Origin of the sequence: Mesosutterella porci (assembly GCF_022134585.1) — a bacterium.
Taxonomy (GTDB): Bacteria; Pseudomonadota; Gammaproteobacteria; order Burkholderiales; family Burkholderiaceae_F; genus Mesosutterella; species Mesosutterella porci.
On the sequence record NZ_JAKNCT010000009.1, the window covers coordinates 36,284 to 52,448 of the forward strand.

13 protein-coding genes and 1 pseudogene are annotated in these 16,165 nt (G+C 65.7%); 5 read left to right on the plus strand and 9 right to left on the minus strand.

Annotated elements, in window-relative coordinates; genetic code table 11:
• Nucleotides 1-79: 79 nt before the first annotated feature.
• The 7 genes from MAF45_RS08010 to MAF45_RS08040 all read right to left on the minus strand — a co-directional run bounded on the left by MAF45_RS08010 (nucleotide 80) and on the right by MAF45_RS08040 (nucleotide 7,102).
• Complete coding sequence (locus MAF45_RS08010) at nucleotides 80-1,498, minus strand: C69 family dipeptidase (protein ID WP_237979117.1); 1,419 nt, start codon at nucleotides 1,496-1,498, stop codon at nucleotides 80-82.
• A 195-nt stretch (nucleotides 1,499-1,693) separates the two neighbouring features.
• Nucleotides 1,694-2,794 carry an amidohydrolase gene (locus tag MAF45_RS08015; RefSeq protein WP_237979118.1) on the minus strand — a complete coding sequence of 367 codons (1,101 nt, stop codon included), beginning with the start codon at nucleotides 2,792-2,794 and terminating at the stop codon, nucleotides 1,694-1,696.
• 210 nt (nucleotides 2,795-3,004) lie between these two features.
• On the minus strand, nucleotides 3,005-5,260 hold the full coding sequence (locus MAF45_RS08020; protein WP_237979119.1) for a cation:proton antiporter domain-containing protein: 2,256 nt from the start codon (nucleotides 5,258-5,260) through the stop codon (nucleotides 3,005-3,007).
• Entirely contained in the window at nucleotides 5,253-5,783 is a 531-nt protein-coding gene (locus MAF45_RS08025) for an NAD(P)H-dependent oxidoreductase (RefSeq protein WP_237979120.1), read from the minus strand. Before MAF45_RS08025 ends, MAF45_RS08020 begins: the two co-directional genes overlap by 8 nt.
• Before the next feature lie 174 nt (nucleotides 5,784-5,957).
• On the minus strand, nucleotides 5,958-6,278 hold the full coding sequence (locus MAF45_RS08030; RefSeq protein ID WP_237979121.1) for a DUF190 domain-containing protein: 321 nt from the start codon (nucleotides 6,276-6,278) through the stop codon (nucleotides 5,958-5,960).
• Nucleotides 6,279-6,289: 11 nt separating this feature from the next.
• The gene (gene crcB / locus MAF45_RS08035; RefSeq protein WP_237979122.1) at nucleotides 6,290-6,682 is read right to left on the minus strand and encodes a fluoride efflux transporter CrcB; all 393 of its coding nucleotides are present in this window, start codon (nucleotides 6,680-6,682) and stop codon (nucleotides 6,290-6,292) included.
• A 21-nt stretch (nucleotides 6,683-6,703) separates the two neighbouring features.
• Nucleotides 6,704-7,102: an OsmC family protein gene (locus tag MAF45_RS08040; protein ID WP_237979123.1), complete on the minus strand. Its 399-nt coding sequence runs from the start codon at nucleotides 7,100-7,102 to the stop codon at nucleotides 6,704-6,706.
• 185 nt (nucleotides 7,103-7,287) lie between these two features.
• Here MAF45_RS08040 and MAF45_RS08045 point away from each other — a divergent pair, with 185 nt between their 5' ends.
• Nucleotides 7,288-8,463, plus strand: coding sequence for a hypothetical protein (locus tag MAF45_RS08045; protein WP_237979124.1), 1,176 nt, complete (start codon nucleotides 7,288-7,290; stop codon nucleotides 8,461-8,463).
• A 133-nt stretch (nucleotides 8,464-8,596) separates the two neighbouring features.
• Here MAF45_RS08045 and MAF45_RS08050 read toward each other — a convergent pair whose 3' ends face one another.
• The gene (locus MAF45_RS08050) at nucleotides 8,597-9,973 is read right to left on the minus strand and encodes an FAD-binding protein (RefSeq protein ID WP_237979125.1); all 1,377 of its coding nucleotides are present in this window, start codon (nucleotides 9,971-9,973) and stop codon (nucleotides 8,597-8,599) included.
• An 89-nt stretch (nucleotides 9,974-10,062) separates the two neighbouring features.
• On the opposite strand from MAF45_RS08050, the pseudogene MAF45_RS08055 reads away from it, so the two are divergent.
• Nucleotides 10,063-10,410 (plus strand): annotated as a pseudogene (locus MAF45_RS08055) (transposase); the annotation flags it as partial.
• Nucleotides 10,411-10,575: 165 nt separating this feature from the next.
• On the opposite strand, the gene MAF45_RS08060 reads toward MAF45_RS08055, so the two are convergent.
• Nucleotides 10,576-11,430, minus strand: coding sequence for an aldo/keto reductase (locus MAF45_RS08060; RefSeq protein WP_237979126.1), 855 nt, complete (start codon nucleotides 11,428-11,430; stop codon nucleotides 10,576-10,578).
• 155 nt (nucleotides 11,431-11,585) lie between these two features.
• Here MAF45_RS08060 and MAF45_RS08065 point away from each other — a divergent pair, with 155 nt between their 5' ends.
• From MAF45_RS08065 to MAF45_RS08075, 3 genes are all read left to right on the plus strand, one after another.
• Nucleotides 11,586-12,551, plus strand: a complete 966-nt coding sequence (locus MAF45_RS08065) for a hypothetical protein (protein ID WP_237979127.1) — start codon at nucleotides 11,586-11,588, stop codon at nucleotides 12,549-12,551.
• 99 nt (nucleotides 12,552-12,650) lie between these two features.
• Complete coding sequence (locus MAF45_RS08070) at nucleotides 12,651-14,822, plus strand: ATP-dependent helicase (protein ID WP_237979128.1); 2,172 nt, start codon at nucleotides 12,651-12,653, stop codon at nucleotides 14,820-14,822.
• Between the two features lie 113 nt (nucleotides 14,823-14,935).
• Nucleotides 14,936-15,997, plus strand: a complete 1,062-nt coding sequence (locus MAF45_RS08075; protein ID WP_237979129.1) for a 1-aminocyclopropane-1-carboxylate deaminase/D-cysteine desulfhydrase — start codon at nucleotides 14,936-14,938, stop codon at nucleotides 15,995-15,997.
• The last annotated feature ends 168 nt before the right edge of the window (nucleotides 15,998-16,165 follow it).

Sequence of the window (16,165 nt, forward strand, 5' to 3'; positions counted from 1 at the left end):
CTTTTTCTATGAAAAAGAAAAAGCCGCTTCTCCTTGCAGAAGCAGCTTTTTAATGTACGGGATTTGCTTAACTTTCTGTTCAGGCGCCGTTAAACGGGAAGCGGGCGCTCACGCTTCGGGTGAGCAGCGTCATGAGCTCGTTTTCTAGGGCTTTGGCCTGCCTGAGGGCGTCCTCCAGGAGCGCGGTGTTCTCGCGCTCGAGATAAAGGTCGGAGGCCGCCTCGCCCTTGAGGGCGAGCAGGTCGCAGTAGCGGGCCTCGATGAGCGCGGTTTTGCGCAGCGCCTGCCTCTCCCAGCGGTCCCAGACCCGGCGGACGACGGGTTCAAGCCGGCCGTAGTCCATCATCGCGAGCGTCTGGGGCTTTCTGAAGGCCCAGCCGGCGCTTTTCCCGTCCGCGTCGTGCGTGCCGATCCGATAGGCCTGCGGCACGTCGCGGAAGCCCTCGAAAAAGGGTACGAAGACCGAAAGCGATGGCATTCCCCACGAGACCCAGCTCACGGCTCCGACGGAAAGCGGCAACCAGGGCTTGCGCACGAGGATGTGGGAGTGCGAGCAGCGGAAGACCGAGATGGGGCGCGCCTTCACGCGGGGGTTGCCGCTCGCATAGGGGTCGGAGTCCGTGCCCTCAAAGCGGTTGCGCAGCCCCGCGGCGACATCGAGCATCGTCAGGGGCCGTGCGGGCCTGAAGAAGATGGGGAAGTCCGGGTCGTCTTCGGAGCGCAGGGGAGTGCCGCCACGGTACTTTTCAATAAGGACGCGGTTCCTCGGGTAGTTGTAGTAAAGGTCGGAGGGCTTTTCGTCCACATAGGCCGCCCGCACGTCAAACGGGCGCTTCCCCGCAGGCCAGAGCCCGTGCTCTTCGGCAAAGGAGACGAGTCCCGGCGAAGAAAGGAAATTCTCCGTGTCCTGCGGGTCGAACTCCCGCAGCCGCGCGTGGTTCGCGGTAACGTAGCAGCACTCCTTCGGGAGCCTCGCCGCGGCCCACTGGTGGGCGCAGCACGTCTCGAACCACCACACTTCGCTCTCGTCCATGAAGGCGACTCCGCAGCCTTCTCCCGCTCCGTGCTCCTCGATCGCGCGTCCCAGGATGCGCACGCCTTCGCGGGCGGAGTGCGACAGCGGCAGAACGTAGTCTTCGATCATGTCCTCCACCACGCCTGAGAGCGGCAGGTAGGGGTCGAGCGCGAGGGAAGCGGCGCTTGCGAAGATGGTCTCGGTCGCCGTGATCCCGACTCCCGCCTCGTTGAAGCCCGCCTCGCCTTCCGAGGCGCCGTCGGTCGCGGAGTCCGAGACCGACTGGTAGCCGAGGGGCGCCGCCTCAAAGGGAGCCGCAAAATCGTTTCTGAAGGAGCGGAAGACCCGGCCCGGACAGGCCTTCTGAGCGGGGTGCCAGAGCAGCCGCTTCGCGTCGTCGGGCGCGCAGTCTTCGTTTCTTGCGATGATGAGGGAGTGATCGGCAGTCGCGCCGCTTCCTGCAAGAATGGTGGTGCAGGGCATGGATTTAAAGCCTCTAGTGGTGAAAGGGAAAAACGGCTTTATTGTAAAGACGGTTGCCGGACCCGGACGGGGCAGGCGGGCTAGGCTTCGAGGGGGCAAAACTAAGGGGGCGGCCCCGGACGGAGCCGCCCCCTTTTGAAGAGCCCGGGCGCACCGCCTTTTGCGGCTCGCCCTCCTGCGGGCTCTCCTTGTGCTTCAGCCCAGATGGTTCAGGACAAACTTCACGAAGACCGCCGAGCCCATCGGCAGCAGCGTGTCGTCCATCGTCATGTTGATCTTGTGCAGGCCCGGAGTTACGCCGGTGCCCACCCCGAAGTAGCCGTTTTTGATGGAGGGCTTCGCGAGCTTGTAGAAGTGGAAGTCCTCGCCGCCGCCCCCACAGCCCGGTGCGAGGCGGTCGGCTCCGGCCGTATCGCGGATGCACTGCGCGAGCTCCTCGGTGATATCGGGATCGAGGTTCGCGGCCGGGCAGATGACGTCGTACTTCACATCGACGGTCGCCCCGTAGGCCTCAGCCGTGTTTTTGAAGATCCGGTTCATCTGCTCGGTGAGCGATTTGACAAGCTCGTTGGTCTGCCCGCGGAAGTCAAAGCACAGGGTGGCGGTCGCGGGCACGACGTTGAAGGCCCCGTCGTCGGCGCACAGCTGCGTGGGCTTCACGGACCAGACGTTTTCCGGGTTCATGTGGATTTGCGCGACGGCGTTGACGATTGCGGTGGCGACATAGATCGCGTTCACGCCCAGATGCGGGCGGGCAGCGTGGCTCGATTTTCCGTGAATCGTCACATGCACGTGGCCGGAGGACGTGTGGCACACCGAGGGGCACAGAGTCCCGGGCTTCAGATCCTGGACGGGACGCACGTGCGCCCCGATGATGATGTCTACGTCGTCAAGGATGCCTTCCTTGATCAGGGCCTGCGCCCCGGTGATTGGCTCCTCTGCGGGCTGGAAGATGAGCTTCACCTTGCCGCGCCTGATTTTCCCCACGAGGCGGCTTGCCGCCTCGAGCAGCATCGCCATGTGGCCGTCGTGCCCGCAGGCGTGGATCGCCACTGTCTTGCCGTTTTGCTGGAAGGGAAGAGCGTCCATGTCCGCGCGCAGCGCGATCACGGGGCCGGGTGCGCCCGAGTCGATGTATCCCGTGACGCCGTAGGTTTCGCCCACGCGGTGGGCGTCAATGCCGATCTCCTTGAGCCGGCGGATCACGTAGGCGGAAGTGTTTTTGACGTCCATGCCGATTTCCGCAAGCGGATGCAGCTCGCGGCGCAGCTTCGTTGAATCCAGTATCTGGGCCATGACAGAACTTCTCCCCGGGCGGCCTTCGACGGGCTTTTTGCACCTTTCTCCTGAGGAGCAGGAGTCCGGGGGCCGCCTGACTTAAGTAAAAAAAGAAAAAGAACTGAAAAAGTCTATACCCGCGGCAGGAAGCCGGAAAGAAGGGAGGCTGCGTACGCCGGGGGCCGGAAGGCTTTTCTCCCGGCCCGGAAGCCTTCAGGCCTGAAAAGGTCAGGACGGACGCCGGCCCGGGCCGCTGCCTTTTGCGCCGTCGCCAGCCCGCCTGAAGAACTCCTGCACGGAAAGCTCTTCGGAGGGGTTGGGCGCCGGAGCCGCTTCCTTTTCCTTTCGGACCGCTTCCATCGCGCTGCGGCGGGCCTGCATCGAGGCGTCTGCCGAGAGGTCCAGCTTTTCGCCCTCCTCGCGAGCCTTCTCCGGGTCGGCCATGCGGTGCGCTGCAGGCGCCCCGACCGCGGGGCTGCTCCCCCTGGGAGAGGGCGGCTCTTCGGCGCGGGGCGCGGCCGCAGCCTGCTGCTGCAGCGTTCCCTCGGCCGCCCCGGGGCGCGCGGCCCTCACTGCGGCGAGCCGCTCGCGGCGGTACTCTCGGATCTGTCCGATCACTTCGGTGAGCATCTCGTCGTTGGAGCGGTAGGCTGCGACGGCCTGCTCGTAGTCGTAGCGGCTCGAGGAAATCTCGCGCAGCGTCTTGACGGTGTGGAAGCGGAAGATGTCGGCGATCTCCTTCGCCTCGTAGGGCGAGAGGATGCCGAGGTCGACCAGGCAGCGCCGCCCGGCCAGCAGCGAGGGCTCGAAGCTCTTGCTGTAGGGGTGCACGCCCTTGTTCATGAAGTCAAGCTCGTCTTTCACCTCGCCCACCTGCGAGATGATCTCGACCAGAGGGAAGGCCTCGCGGGCGGCTTCGATGATGCGCCGTCCCGCCTCGCCCTGGCCCACGGCGACGACGAGGATCTTCGCTTCGTCGGCGCCCGCGGCCCGTAGCAGCCTCAGGCTAGAGGCGTCGCCGTAATAGACCTTCACCCCGAAGTGCCGGGCCTGGCGCACGCGGTCGGGGTCGCTGTCGATGATCGTAGGGATCACGTCCATCGCGACTAGCATCCGGGCGACGAGGGCCCCGAAGTCGCCGAAGCCCGCGATGATCACCTTGCGGTTGGGGGCCGCGGCAAGGGCCTCCGCGTCGTCCTGCGGCCCACTGCGGTTCACGCGGTTGAGCCAGTAGCGCATGGCCCCCGTCATGAGCTTCATCAGGATCGGCGTCGTGCCCATCGATATCGCGACGGCGGCGGTCAGTATTGCCGCCCAGCTGCCGGGAAGCACCCCCTGGCTCTTTGCGATGGCGAAGACCACGAAGGCGAATTCCCCGCCCTGCGAAAGCACGACGGCGAACTTGAGCCGATTGCCCGCTCCCTTGATCCGCATCGCGATGGCAACGAAGAAGATCATCACGGTCTTCACCGCGAGCAGGGTCGCTATCACCGCGGCGAGCGTCACTGGCTCGGCGAAGACGAGGTTGAGGTCGATGCTCATCCCGACCGTGACGAAGAAAAGGCCGAGCAGGAGCTCCTTGAAGGTGGAGATTTCAGCTTCGAGCTGGTGGCGGAAGCCGGAGCTGCCGAGAATGACCCCGCCCACGAACCCGCCCATCGCCGAGGAGAGCCCCGCTGCCTCCATGATCCAGGCCGAGCAGACCGTGATCAAAAGGGCGAACGCGGTGAGCATCTCCCGCGCGCCGCTTCTCACCGTAAAGCGCAGGAACGGCACCGTGAGGAACCGCCCGAGCCCCACCATGACGACAAGTGCGAGCAGAGCCCGCACCACCGTGTTCATGAAGGCGGGGGAGCCGCCCGCGGCTCCCGCCGCCCCGGCTGCCCCCGCCGTCACCGCGGCCACGGCCGGAATCGCGCCGATCAGCGGAATGGAGGCGAGGTCCTGGAAAAGGAGGATCGAGAAGGCGTTCTGCCCGGCGGGCTGCGCCATCATGCTCCGGGAGTTCATCTCCTGCACCGCGACCGCCGTCGAGCTCATCGCCAGAGCGAAGCCCGCGAGCACCGCGGGCGCGGGCTCCAGGCCCGCCGCGTACATGATCCCGGCAAAGGGCAGGGCGCAGAGCAGCATCTGCAGCGTCCCGCCTCCAAAGACCGGCAGGCGCATCTTCCAGAGCCTTCCCACGTCCAGCTCGAGCCCGATCAGAAACATCATGAGCACGATCCCGAACTCGGCGAAGTTCATGAGCGTTTCGACATGGGTGACGGTTCCGAGCCCGTAGGGCCCGACGAAGATGCCGGCCGCGAGGTAGCCCAGCATCGTGCCCAGCCCCAGCCGGGACATGACGGGCACGAAGACCACGGCCGCGGCGAGCGCGACCAGGGAGCCGGCCACGATCGTGTCGGTGCCCGGCATGATGGCGCTCGCCCCGGCGTAGAACTCCGTGCAGAGATCGATGAACCTGTGCAGTGCGGCTTCAATCATGCTCGGCCTCCCATTCGGCCATCCGGTCGGCCACGGAGTCCAGGACCGAGGCGAAGTCCCCGCTTGTCATCGGGATGCGCGAGTCGATGATCTGGGGCTCGAGCCAGGCCGCGCCGCAGCTCTCCCACATGCGCTTGATCGGCGCCTGCACCTCTGAGATCACGACCGGGCCCTGAAAGCCCCGGCCGTGGAAGCCTGAGCCGATCGAGGGCATCCACAGCACCGCCTTGTCGCGAAGCGTCGGGGCTCCTTCGCCGTAGGCGAAGCCGTAGCCGAGCACCGTGTCGAACCACTGCTTCAAAAGCGCCGGCACGCTGTACCAGAAGACCGGATGCAGGACAAGCAGCAGCGAGGAGCGGGAGACCGCCTCGCGCTCCGCGGCGACGTTGATCGCCCCGTCGGGATAGAGGTCGTAGAGCATGCGCGCGTCCATCTTGGGAAACTGGTTCTTCAGTCCCATCAGCAGCGGATAGGACACGATGGAAAAGCGCGGATAGGGGTGTGCGAAAAGCGCAGTGATCATCTTCGACTAAAGCCGCCGGCCGTGCCCCCGGCGGAGAAAAGCGGGCTCCTCAGTTGATTTTCGGGCCCGCTTCCGGGCGCGGGAGCGTTTTTTGGGGTTCTTCGCGTATTGTAAGGTGGCGCGGGGCCCCCCTGAGGCGCTCCGGTGTGCGGAAAAATGTTTCCGATTTTCTCTTCAGGGCTCGCCGGTCATGCCGAATTCGATCGGAATGCGTACGAAAAAGACGTCCACGCCTTCTTCCCGGAGCCTGGAGAAGAGCCTCTCCGCGTCTTTTTCGGAAAGTGCGAAGCGCACTTCCACGCAGGTCTGACCGGACTCGAAGAAAGAGGCGCTCCGCAGCCAGCCGTCGCGCCCGTAGCCTTCAGCCGCCGAAAAAAGCGAGCCGCCCGGAATGCCCATCGAGCGGGCGGTTTCCAGAATCCAGCTGCCCATCGGGCGGCCGTCCTTCCTGCGGCTCTGCTCCGTGAAAAACGAGATTTGGAAGCCTCGATTCATGTCGGTCTCCTTTAAAGCCCATTCAGGCGGCGAAGCGCCGCTACGGTGGCGATGCCGGCTGCGGTTGCGGCGAGGGAGCCCGCCACATGCAGTCCCACTTCCGCGGCCGCCATGAGGTACTCGCCCCTCGAGAGCAGGGCGACCGTCTCGGCCGAAAACGTCGAAAAGGTGGTGAGTCCGCCGCAGAAGCCCGTCACAATGAGCAGCTTCCACGCGGGCGAAAGGCCGGGCATCGCGGCGAAAAACGCAACCGCGGCCCCGATCAGGTAGCCGCCCAGGAGGTTGGCGGCGAGCGTGCCCGGCGGAAGCGCCGGGAAGAGGCCGTTCAGCCACAGGCCGAGCGCCCACCGCAGCACCGCCCCCAAGGCCGCTCCGGCCCCGATTGCGAGGATTGAGAACAGCATCAGGAAGGCGTCCTTTTGTCGTCAGATCCAGAGAAAGCGGACGTCCCTGCGGATGTCGGGCGAGAGCGCGCGGCTTACCGGGCAGGAGGTGACCATTTTTTCGATGAGGCCGCGCTTTTCGGCCGGGCAGCAGCCCGCGGGAATCGAGACCACGGCCGTGATCGAGGCGATGCGCGGGCCGTCGGCCATCTCGCAGGTGACGGCGGCCGACGCTCCTTCCGGGTCAAGACCGAGGGACCCGGCGGCATAGGCCGCCGTCGTGAGCATGCAGCCGCAGAGCGCCGACAGCAGTCCCTCCACGGGGTTCAGCGACTCTCCGAGTCCCTCGGGCGCGGGCTGGTCGAAAATGAGCTCCGTTCCGGTGCGCCCGCAGCGCGCCTCGACTCTCTTGTTTCCAACATACTGTGCTGTGACTTCCATCAGCGGTGCTCCTTGCTTGCATGGGTGCAGGCCGGCGGCGCAGGGCGGCAGCGCGCCCGGGCGTTTTTATAATGCCCGTGGAAAGAAGCGCCCCGGGCTCCCGCTTCCCCGCGGCTTTGCCCCTCAAGCATAAGCCCTGGAGAGCGGACCGGGAGGGAATTCTCCGACTGACGGAGGGCAGGAATATGGAAGAAAAGAATGAAATGAAAGCGCCTGTGCTCGACTGCGTCCTTGTGCGCGAGGGGCAGGAAGCTTCGCCGGATTTCAGGGCCTGGCGGGAGGCGCTTTCACAGGCGGGGCTGCTCGCCGCAGAGGCGTCTGCCGCCGAACTTGAAAGCGCGCGGCTCGCGGACGGGTTCCTGGAGTCGGGGGGAAGGCTCTTCAGCTCGGTCGTCCTCGCCGGCCTGCGGCGGATTTCCGCCGGCCTTCTCGACACCCTCACGGCTTTCATCCTGATGGGAGGAAAGCTCGCGGCCACGGGCCCCGCCTTCTCGGGCCCCGAGGCCGTCACCGATAGGCAGGACCGAAGCGAGGGGGCTGTCCGCTCGCAGCTTCGGACGCTCGAGCACTATACGAGCCGCACCGAACCGGACGACGTGATCGATGCGGCGCTCGCGCTTCAGGCGCTGCCGGGCGTGCGGGCCGGCAGGCCAGCGCTTCGCGGCGCGAGGCCCCTGCCCGAGCGGGCGGTCTTCCGCTCCCGGGGAGCGGGGCCGGTGAGATGGAGTCTCGAGCTCGAGGCCCCGAGCGGTTTCGAGGGACGGCTCGCACTGCCGCGCCCCGCCTCGCGGCTCGCCTGGTTCACCGGGGACGGCGCGGCCCGCGAGGCGGGCTCCGCCGCCGGTCCGGTTCTGGAGGTCGCCCTTGCCGCCGGGTTCAAGGGCAGGCTCGAAGTCGAGGAGGGACAGCTGCCCGCGGCCTATCCGATGAGAGCCGGGGGCTCGCCTTGGTTTGTGGAGGAGCCCGGGGCGCTGCCGCGCGCGCTTCGCAGCGAGCGCGACTGGAGCGACAGCGGCGGCGGGGATCCAAAAGGCGGGGAGCCGGGCCTCCTGCGCTTCCGGCTTTCCTTTTCCGATGCCGACGTCCCCGCGGTTCCTGCAGACGGGACGCTGCGGGCGGACCTTTCGGCCTCCGAAGGGGAGATCTCGGTCCTGCTCAACGGCGTGAGGCTCCTTCCCGCGGAGGGGGCGGCGAGGCTTTTCGCCGTGCCGCTGCGGCTTTTTGCGCAGAGCAACGAGCTGATTATCGAAGCCCGCCCGGAAAAAGACGGCGGGGGCGGCAGGCCGGGGACTTTTGCCGAACCGCTCTGGCAGGTCTATCCCGAGTCCGACCTCGCCTGCCTGGCGCTCAAGACTCTCTAAAGGGGGCGGGGAGGCTGCCTTTCCGGCCCGTCTCAGGGGATAAAAAAACGCCCCCGGCTCCTCCTTGAAAGAAAAAGGAGCCGGGAGCGAGTGCCCGCTCCTTTTGGGGCGGGCTTTAGGAGAGATTATTTTTTTAGAGCATCAGGCCTTCGCGAGATTTTCGCCTGCGACCATGCCGAAGGCGAGGGCGTCCAGAACAGCCACCGTGCCCAGGCGCGAGGCGCCGTGCACGCCGCCCGGGATCTCGCCGCCCGCATAGAGGCCGGGGATCGGCTTGTGAGTCTTCCGAGGAGATCACCTGCGCCTCCGGTTTGATGAGCTGGCCGCCCATCGTGTGGTGGATCTTCGGAGCCACCTCAACGCCGAAGAACGGGGGCTTGGAGATCGTGAGCCCGTTGTTGAACTTGAGGATACGGTGGAAGTCCTTGTCCTCGCCTTCCTTCGCGTACTGGTTGAAGCGCTTCACCTTGGCGAGGAACGCATCCTTCTTGATGCCGAAGTGATCGGCGATCTCTTCGAGCGTGTTGGCGACGAACACCGTCTTCGCAGCGAGCGGCGCTTTCACGAACGAGGGGTTGATCGCCTTCACGATCGAGTCGTCGCAGACCGCGATCGGGTAGTTCTTGTCCTTGCTGATCACGTTGAGCTCGGCGTCGGTCTTGATCTTGCGGCCAGCGTGCTCGTCCATGCAGGCGTGGTTGGTGAAGTTCACCGAGACGCCGAAGCCGTCCTCGTGCGGATTGCAGTAGGGCAGGAACTGCAGCCAGGAGATCTGCAGCGGGGTTGCGCCGATTTCGAGCGCCTTGAGCAGCACTCCGGCGGTCTCGCCCGGCTGGTTCGTGGAGTCGGTGGAGGGGACGACGCGCGGATCCTGCACCTGGCGGAACCAGATGTCGCGCGAGAAGCCGCCCGCGGCGGGCATCACGCCCTTGCGGGCCTTGTAGACGCGGCGGTGGCCGGTCTTATTCTCCACGTCGTCGGAGGCGAGCCTGCGGGTGAACCGATAGCCTTCGCGGCAGACGACGCCCGTGACGCGGCCGTCCTTGTCGAGCACGAAGTCGTCGAACTTCGTGCGGGTCTTCATCAGGCAGTTCCTCATCTTCGAGAGCGTCTCGTACATCGGGACGATGCAGCCCGAGCCCGCCTTGATCTCGTAGGAGCGGGGCACCGAGTGTCCGCCTTCAAAGAGCATCTTGTTCGGGACAGACTCAGCGCCGCAGTCGGTCACGAACTTCACCGTGTCGTTGCCGCGGCGATAGAGCACGTCGAGCAGCTCCATGTGGTTGATCCCGAGGCCGTCCTTCAGGCCGTCGGCGAAGAACAGTTCGCGGCTGTCCTTGATGCCCTGGGCCTTCTGGACCGGGTTCACCGGGCAGGCCATGTTGCCGCAGCAGATGGCGGAGTTGCCGCCGAAGACCCCCATCTTCTCGATCATGAGGACCTTGATCCCGGCCTTGGCGACCTTGTAGGCGCAGGCCATGCCGGCGAAGCCGGAACCCACGACGGTCACGTCGTACTCGCCGTCGAACTTGACGGATTTGCCGTTTTCCGAGGCGTGCGCGGCGGCCGGACGATCTGCAGGTCGACAGACAGAAGCAGTTGAACCGTCTGAAGGCCGACAACGAGCTGCTGGCTTCCCTCTACCCGATTGCCGATTTAATCCGAAGAATATGGTGCTGCCGTTCGGAGGTTCTGGCTCGTGAGGCATTACAAAAAACAAAAAAACTGCTGGAGGCTGCAGCTGAGAAACATGATTTCAGTCCGGCATGGAGATTTGCCAAAATGCTCGGCCGCCGCGCAGAAGGCATTGTCAATGCCGGGAAGTTCAAACGGGGTACCGGCCCCCTTGAAGGAGCGAACAATGCGATCAAAGTGCTCAAGCGAATGGCATACGGCTTCAGAGACTTTGGGTATTTTGTACTGAAAATCAAGTCAATTTTCCCCGGAAGGAACCTGTCTCCATGGAGAAGCCTTCCAGACTATGCCGCTGTGTTGAAATCAGGGCTGTGGGTACCAGCCTTTCCCGGTATACCGTGAAGAACCGCAGCAGTACCCCCAGCCTGTTGAATGTAAAAGGCTTTTTCAGATTGCCAGGGAAAACACCAAGAAGCGTCAAAAGCTGACGTGGTCCGGATCGAGGCCGGAGAAGCCCGCCGGGGGCAGGGCGTCGATCGCGTGCATTTCCGCCATCGAGAGCGTGAAGTCGAAGATCCTGGCGTTTTCCTCGAGATGGGCGGCGTTCACGCTCTTGACGATCGGGGGCACGCCATGCTCAAGGCTCCAGCGCAGGCACACCTGGGCCACTGTGCGGTGGTGCTCCTGGGCGATCCGGGCGAGCACCGGGTTGGCGAGCAGGGCTCCGCGGCCGAGCGGGGCCCAGCCGAGCACTCCAATGCCCTGCGCGCGGCAGAAGCGTAGCGCGGGCAGCTGCATGTAGCCGGGGTGGAACTCGATCGAGTTCACCATCGGACGGATCCTCGCCCGGGCCAGCAGCGGCACCAGGTGGTGCGGCATGAAGTTCGACACCCCGATCGCGCGCACGGTCCCCTTCGCATAGAGCTCTTCAAGGGCGCGCCAGGTTCCGTAGTTGAGCGCCTGCCAGGTGGTGGTCTCGCCGTGGATCGCGGGCCAGTGGATGAGGTAGAGGTCGAGGTAATCGGTGCCGAGCCGCTCGAGGCTTCTCTCGCAGGCTTCGAGCGTCGAGCTGTAGCCGCGGTCCGTGTTCCAGACCTTGTCGGTGATGAAGAGTTCGCGCCGGGGCACGCCGCTCGCGCGGATCGCCTCGCGGATCCCCTGCTCGTTCGCGTAGATCGAGGCCGTGTCGATGTGCCTGTAGCCCAGCCTGAGCGCCGCGGCGAGCGATTCAGACAGTCTCTCGTCCTCCGGAATCTGCCAGGTGCCGAATCCGAGGCAGGGGATCTGCACTCTGTTTTCGAGCGTGAGGGTATCGCGGGGGCTTTTGAGCATGGGCCTTATCGTTGATAATGGGGCAGGGCGCAGCTCCGGCCGGGCGAAGCGCCCGGTTTCATGCGCATGAAGAGTATTTTAGCGGCGAAGCGGGAAAATGAAAGGCGGGCCGGGCGAGGCCGGCCGCGAAACAGAAAAAGTCGGGGGCAGAGTCGATGGAAGGAGAGATGGTTTTCTGGCTGGCGGTCTCGGCCGCGGCGGTTGCCGGGGCGGCGGCGTTTCTCGCGCTGCGGGCGGCGGGGATCCTTCGGGGGGCGGCCGGGGCCGAGGCGCATCGGCCTTCCCGCGGCAGGAAGCCGGCCGGGCGCCCGGCGGGGCGCGCCGCGCGCGAGGGCAGCGCGCCTTCCCGCGCCCCCGTGCCGGTGTTTGCCGCCTCGCCCGTCCTCATCGGCTTCCGGGCTCCGGGCTGCGGCCTGCCTTTCCTTCTCGTCTCCCCCGTGAGGGACTGCGAAAGGCGCTTTTTCCTGGAGACTCCCGTCGCTTTCCCGGCCTTCGAGGTGCCGTTTGCGGCGGCGCTTCGGCTGCCGGGCGCTCCCGGCTCCAGCGGCGGCTCCCCGGTGCTTTTCGAGCTCGCGGCCGATCCGCTTCAGAGCTCGCAGCTGTCCGAAGCCGCCCTGCCCGAGGCTCTGGGCTACGGCTCCGGGGGACTTCCCATGGGATGCGCCCGAGGCCTCGGCGAGCGGCTGGCCTATGACGCGGCCGGGGCGCTTCTCGCGCTCTCGCGCGCCCCATGGAAGCCTCTTGCGCTGCGGCGCGCGTCGCAGCTTTCCCGCGAGGCGTTGAGCTCCGGGGCTCAGGCTTCCGGCGAGGTTTCCTGCGTCCTGCGCGGTCTGGCCGATCCCGCCCGGCCCGAAGCGGGTGTGTTTTTTCCTGCCGCTCCGGCCTTCGAAGGGCCCGGCTCCCTTCTGCAGGCGATAAATGCCCTAGAGCGCTCGCTTGTGGAGGGCTCCGGGGCAGACTTTCCGGAGCCGCTTCTGCGGCCGCTTCCGTCGCTTCTTGACGCCGCGCTGCACGCCCTTTCGGATCGTCCGCGCTTTGCCGTGCGGCTTGATGCCGCGGGGCGGGCGCTCGCGCTTTACCGGTTCGATGCGTCGGCCGGGGAGGGCGGGGACTTCCCCTAGCGCTTAAAATCAGGACAGCCGGCGCTCCTCGGGCTTCTTCGGGCGCGCTTAGGCTCTTGTTTTCCGTCGACTCTATTTTTGTCAGGACGCTCGCGCCTCATGCTGCCAGAAACGCTCAGCCCCGCCCAGCGGGAAGCCGTCGAGACCACCGAGGGGCCGGTCTGCGTGATTGCGGGCCCCGGCGCGGGAAAGACCCGCACGCTCACGCACCGCTATGTCTACCTCGTGCGCGACCTGGGCGTGAACCCCCAGAACATCCTCTGCGTCACCTTCACCAACAAGGCCGCGCAGGAAATGAAGGCCCGCATCCGCGCGATGACCGGGGACCTCGACCTCGGGCAGATCTGCACCTTCCACGCCTTCTGCGTGCGCTTCCTGCGCGACGAGGGCTACGCGGTCGGCATTCCGAAGGACTTCGTCGTGATCGACGAGGATGACGAAGCGGACCTGCTTGCCGAGGTCTACGAGACTTTCGCCATTCCGGGCAATCTCCTCAAGTTCTCCGCCGCGATGGACGTGATTGGAAACTTCAAGGACGACTCGAACTACGTGAAGGATCTGGTCAGCACTTCGCCCGAGGCGCTTCGCGCCAAGGCTCTCGCCAGTCCCGACATTTCAAAGAAGGTCTTCTACGGCTACCTCTGGTCCGAGCGGAAAATCTTCGGATTCGACTTCGACGACGTCATCTGGACCACGTTCTACATCCTCGACCATTTCGAATCCGTGCGCAGGCGCTGGCAGGAGCGGCTACAGTACATCATGGTCGACGAGTACCAGGACGTGAGCAACGATCAGGCCGCGCTCGCCAACCTGCTCTCGGAGGTGAATAAGAACCTCTTTGTCGTGGGCGACCCTGATCAGACGATCTACACCTGGCGCGGCTCCTCGCCCGCGATCATGCTGCGCTTTCCGAAGAGTCACCCGCACTGCAGGACGGTGCGGCTGCTCGAGAACTACCGCTCACTGCCTTCGATCGTGCTCGCGGCCAACTCCCTGATCTCGCACAACCGCGACCGCTTCCCGGTCGCGGGCCGCCCGGTGCGCGCCGACAGCGATCCTGCGCGCCCGACCCGCGTGGTCTACGACGGCGAGAAGACTGAAAAGGAGGCGCTCGCCTGGCTCGTGAAGTCGCTCGGCTACCTGCACGGCCGGGGCCGCGGCTGGGAGGAGTTCGCGGTGCTCTACCGCACGCGCCAGAGCTCGCGCGCGGTAGAGGAGGCGCTCGTGAAGGCGGGGATCCCCTACCGGGTGTGGTCCGGCGTCGCCTTCTACGCTCGCCGCGAAGTGAAGGACGCGCTTTGCTACATCCGCATGATGACCCGCGCCGACGACGCCGCGTTCATGCGCACCGTGAACGCCCCCAAAAGAGGCTTCGGGCCGAAGAAGGCCGAGGCGCTCAAGGCCATCGCCCGCGCCGAGGGGGCGACGCTCTACGAGGCGCTGCTCGGGCACATCGGCGAAAAGCCCTTCGCCACGAAGCCGCTCCGCGCCTACGTCGAGGCGATGGAAAAATGCCGCGCGGCCGCCCCGGGCCGCCGGGTCTCCGACGTTTTCAACATGGTCATGGCCGAAAGCGGCTATGAGGCCGCCCTGCAGCTCTCGGGCGAGGACGAGAGGCTCAACAACATCGCGGAGCTCCGCCAGGCGATCGCGCAGTACGAGTCCGACGCCGACAACCCTGATTCGCTCTCGGAGTTTCTGCAGCGGGCTTCGGTTTTCGCCGAGGACATCGGCGAGCAGAAGGGGCCCGCGATGAAGCTGATGACAATCCACGCCGCGAAGGGGCTTGAGTTTCCCGTGGTCTACGTCTGGGGATTTTCGGAAGGCATCCTGCCCAGCGCTCGCACGAGCACGGTCGAGGAGATGGAGGAGGAGCGGCGCGTCGCCTATGTCGCCATGACGAGGGCGAAGGACCTGCTTGTGCTCATGCATGCGCAGGGCACCACCGAGGGCAGCGCCTTTCGGTATCCCAGTCGGTTCTTTTTCGAGCTCGACCGCTCGCAGCTGAGGCTCGTGCGGCCGCTTGCCGAGGGCGAGGAGGAGGCGGCGCGCGAGGCCCTTGCCTACAAGGAGCGCTTCCTCACCGGCGAGCCCGAGAAAAAGTCGTGGCTCGCCCCCGGGGACCGCGTCCGCCACAAGGTTTTCGGCGAGGGAGAGGTGCTGCAGGTGGAGAAAAACGGCGCGGTTTCGATCAGGTTCGAGAAGCTCGCGACACCCCGCACTCTGATGGCGGGCGCCCCGCTTGAGAAGCTGGACGGGGGCAGGGGCTGAAAGGCCCCGGAAGGGGCTCTTCTTTTCCGGGGCGCTGGAAAAGAGGGCGCCGCTGTCCCTACAATGGGCTCAGGTTCTTTTCTTTCATTTCCATGAAAAAGGAGGGCAGGCCCATGGCGCTTACTTTGAAGGAATGCCGCGAGCGGCTCGACGCGCTCGGGCGCGTCTCGCTGGGCTTTTATCCGACGAAGCTTCACCGGCTCGAGCGGCTTTCGCGCGAGCTCGGGGTCGATCTCTGGATCAAGCGCGAGGATCTTTCCGGCGTGAGCCTTTTCGGCGGCAACAAGGTGCGCAAGCTCCAGTACCTCATGAAGGACGCGATCGAGCAGGGCTGCGACACCGTCTTCACCTACGGGGCGACGCAGTCGAACCACGTGATGCAGACCGCGACCGCCGCGAGGCGGTGCGGACTGCGGCCCGTGCTCTACCTCGGGGCGATCGTGGAGCCGAAGCCCGGCGACGCGAGGGCGAACTTCCTGCTCGACAAAATCCTCGGGGCTGAAATCCATGTGCTTCCCTCGCTCGGGCGCTCCACCCGCGAGACGATGGAGGCGAACAGGCCGCTCTTTGACGAGCACATCAGACGGCTTGCGGCCGAGGGGCATAAGGTCTACGACATTCCGGTCGGGGGCTCGACCCCCCGCGGGGCCGCGGGATTCGCGGAGTGCTTTGTGGAGCTCATGGAGCAGTCGGCGGCTCTTGCCCTGAAGCCCGACTACCTGTGCCTTGCCACCGGCAGCGGCGGCACGCTTGCGGGCCTCGCGGCCGGGCGGGCGATGACGGGCGCCTCGGACGTCTCGATCCGCGGCTACACGGTGGGCCGCAAGGATCCCGGCTCCTATCCTGCGGGGATCGCGCGGCTGGCCAGCGACGTGCTCGCCCTGCTGGGGATGCCGGAAGAGAAGGTGCAGCCCGGCGACTTCACGGTTCGCTTTGATTTCTTCAAGCCCGGCTACGAGCGGCCGAGCTCTGCGGCGAATGCCGACATCAGGTTGCTCGCACGCACCGAGGGCATCTTCACCGATCCGGTCTACACCGGAAAGGGTTTCCACGGGATGCTCGAGGACATCCGAAGCGGCGCAATCCCGAAGGGCTCCACCGTGGTCTTCCTGCACACGGGCGGCGCGACGGCGCTCTTTTCCGAGTCCGAGATCCTGGGCGATCTCGCGGACTGAAGGCTTCTCTGCACTCTGAGGCGGCGGGCTTCGGATTCCCGCCGCCCCTCATGTCCCGCCGGAATTTCTAAAAGGCAAAAAAGAAGGCGGCCGAGCGGAATTCCGCTCGGCCGCCTTTTCAACGCCTGTACCCTTCCGGATCGCAGCCGCGGTCCGGAAAGCTTCTTT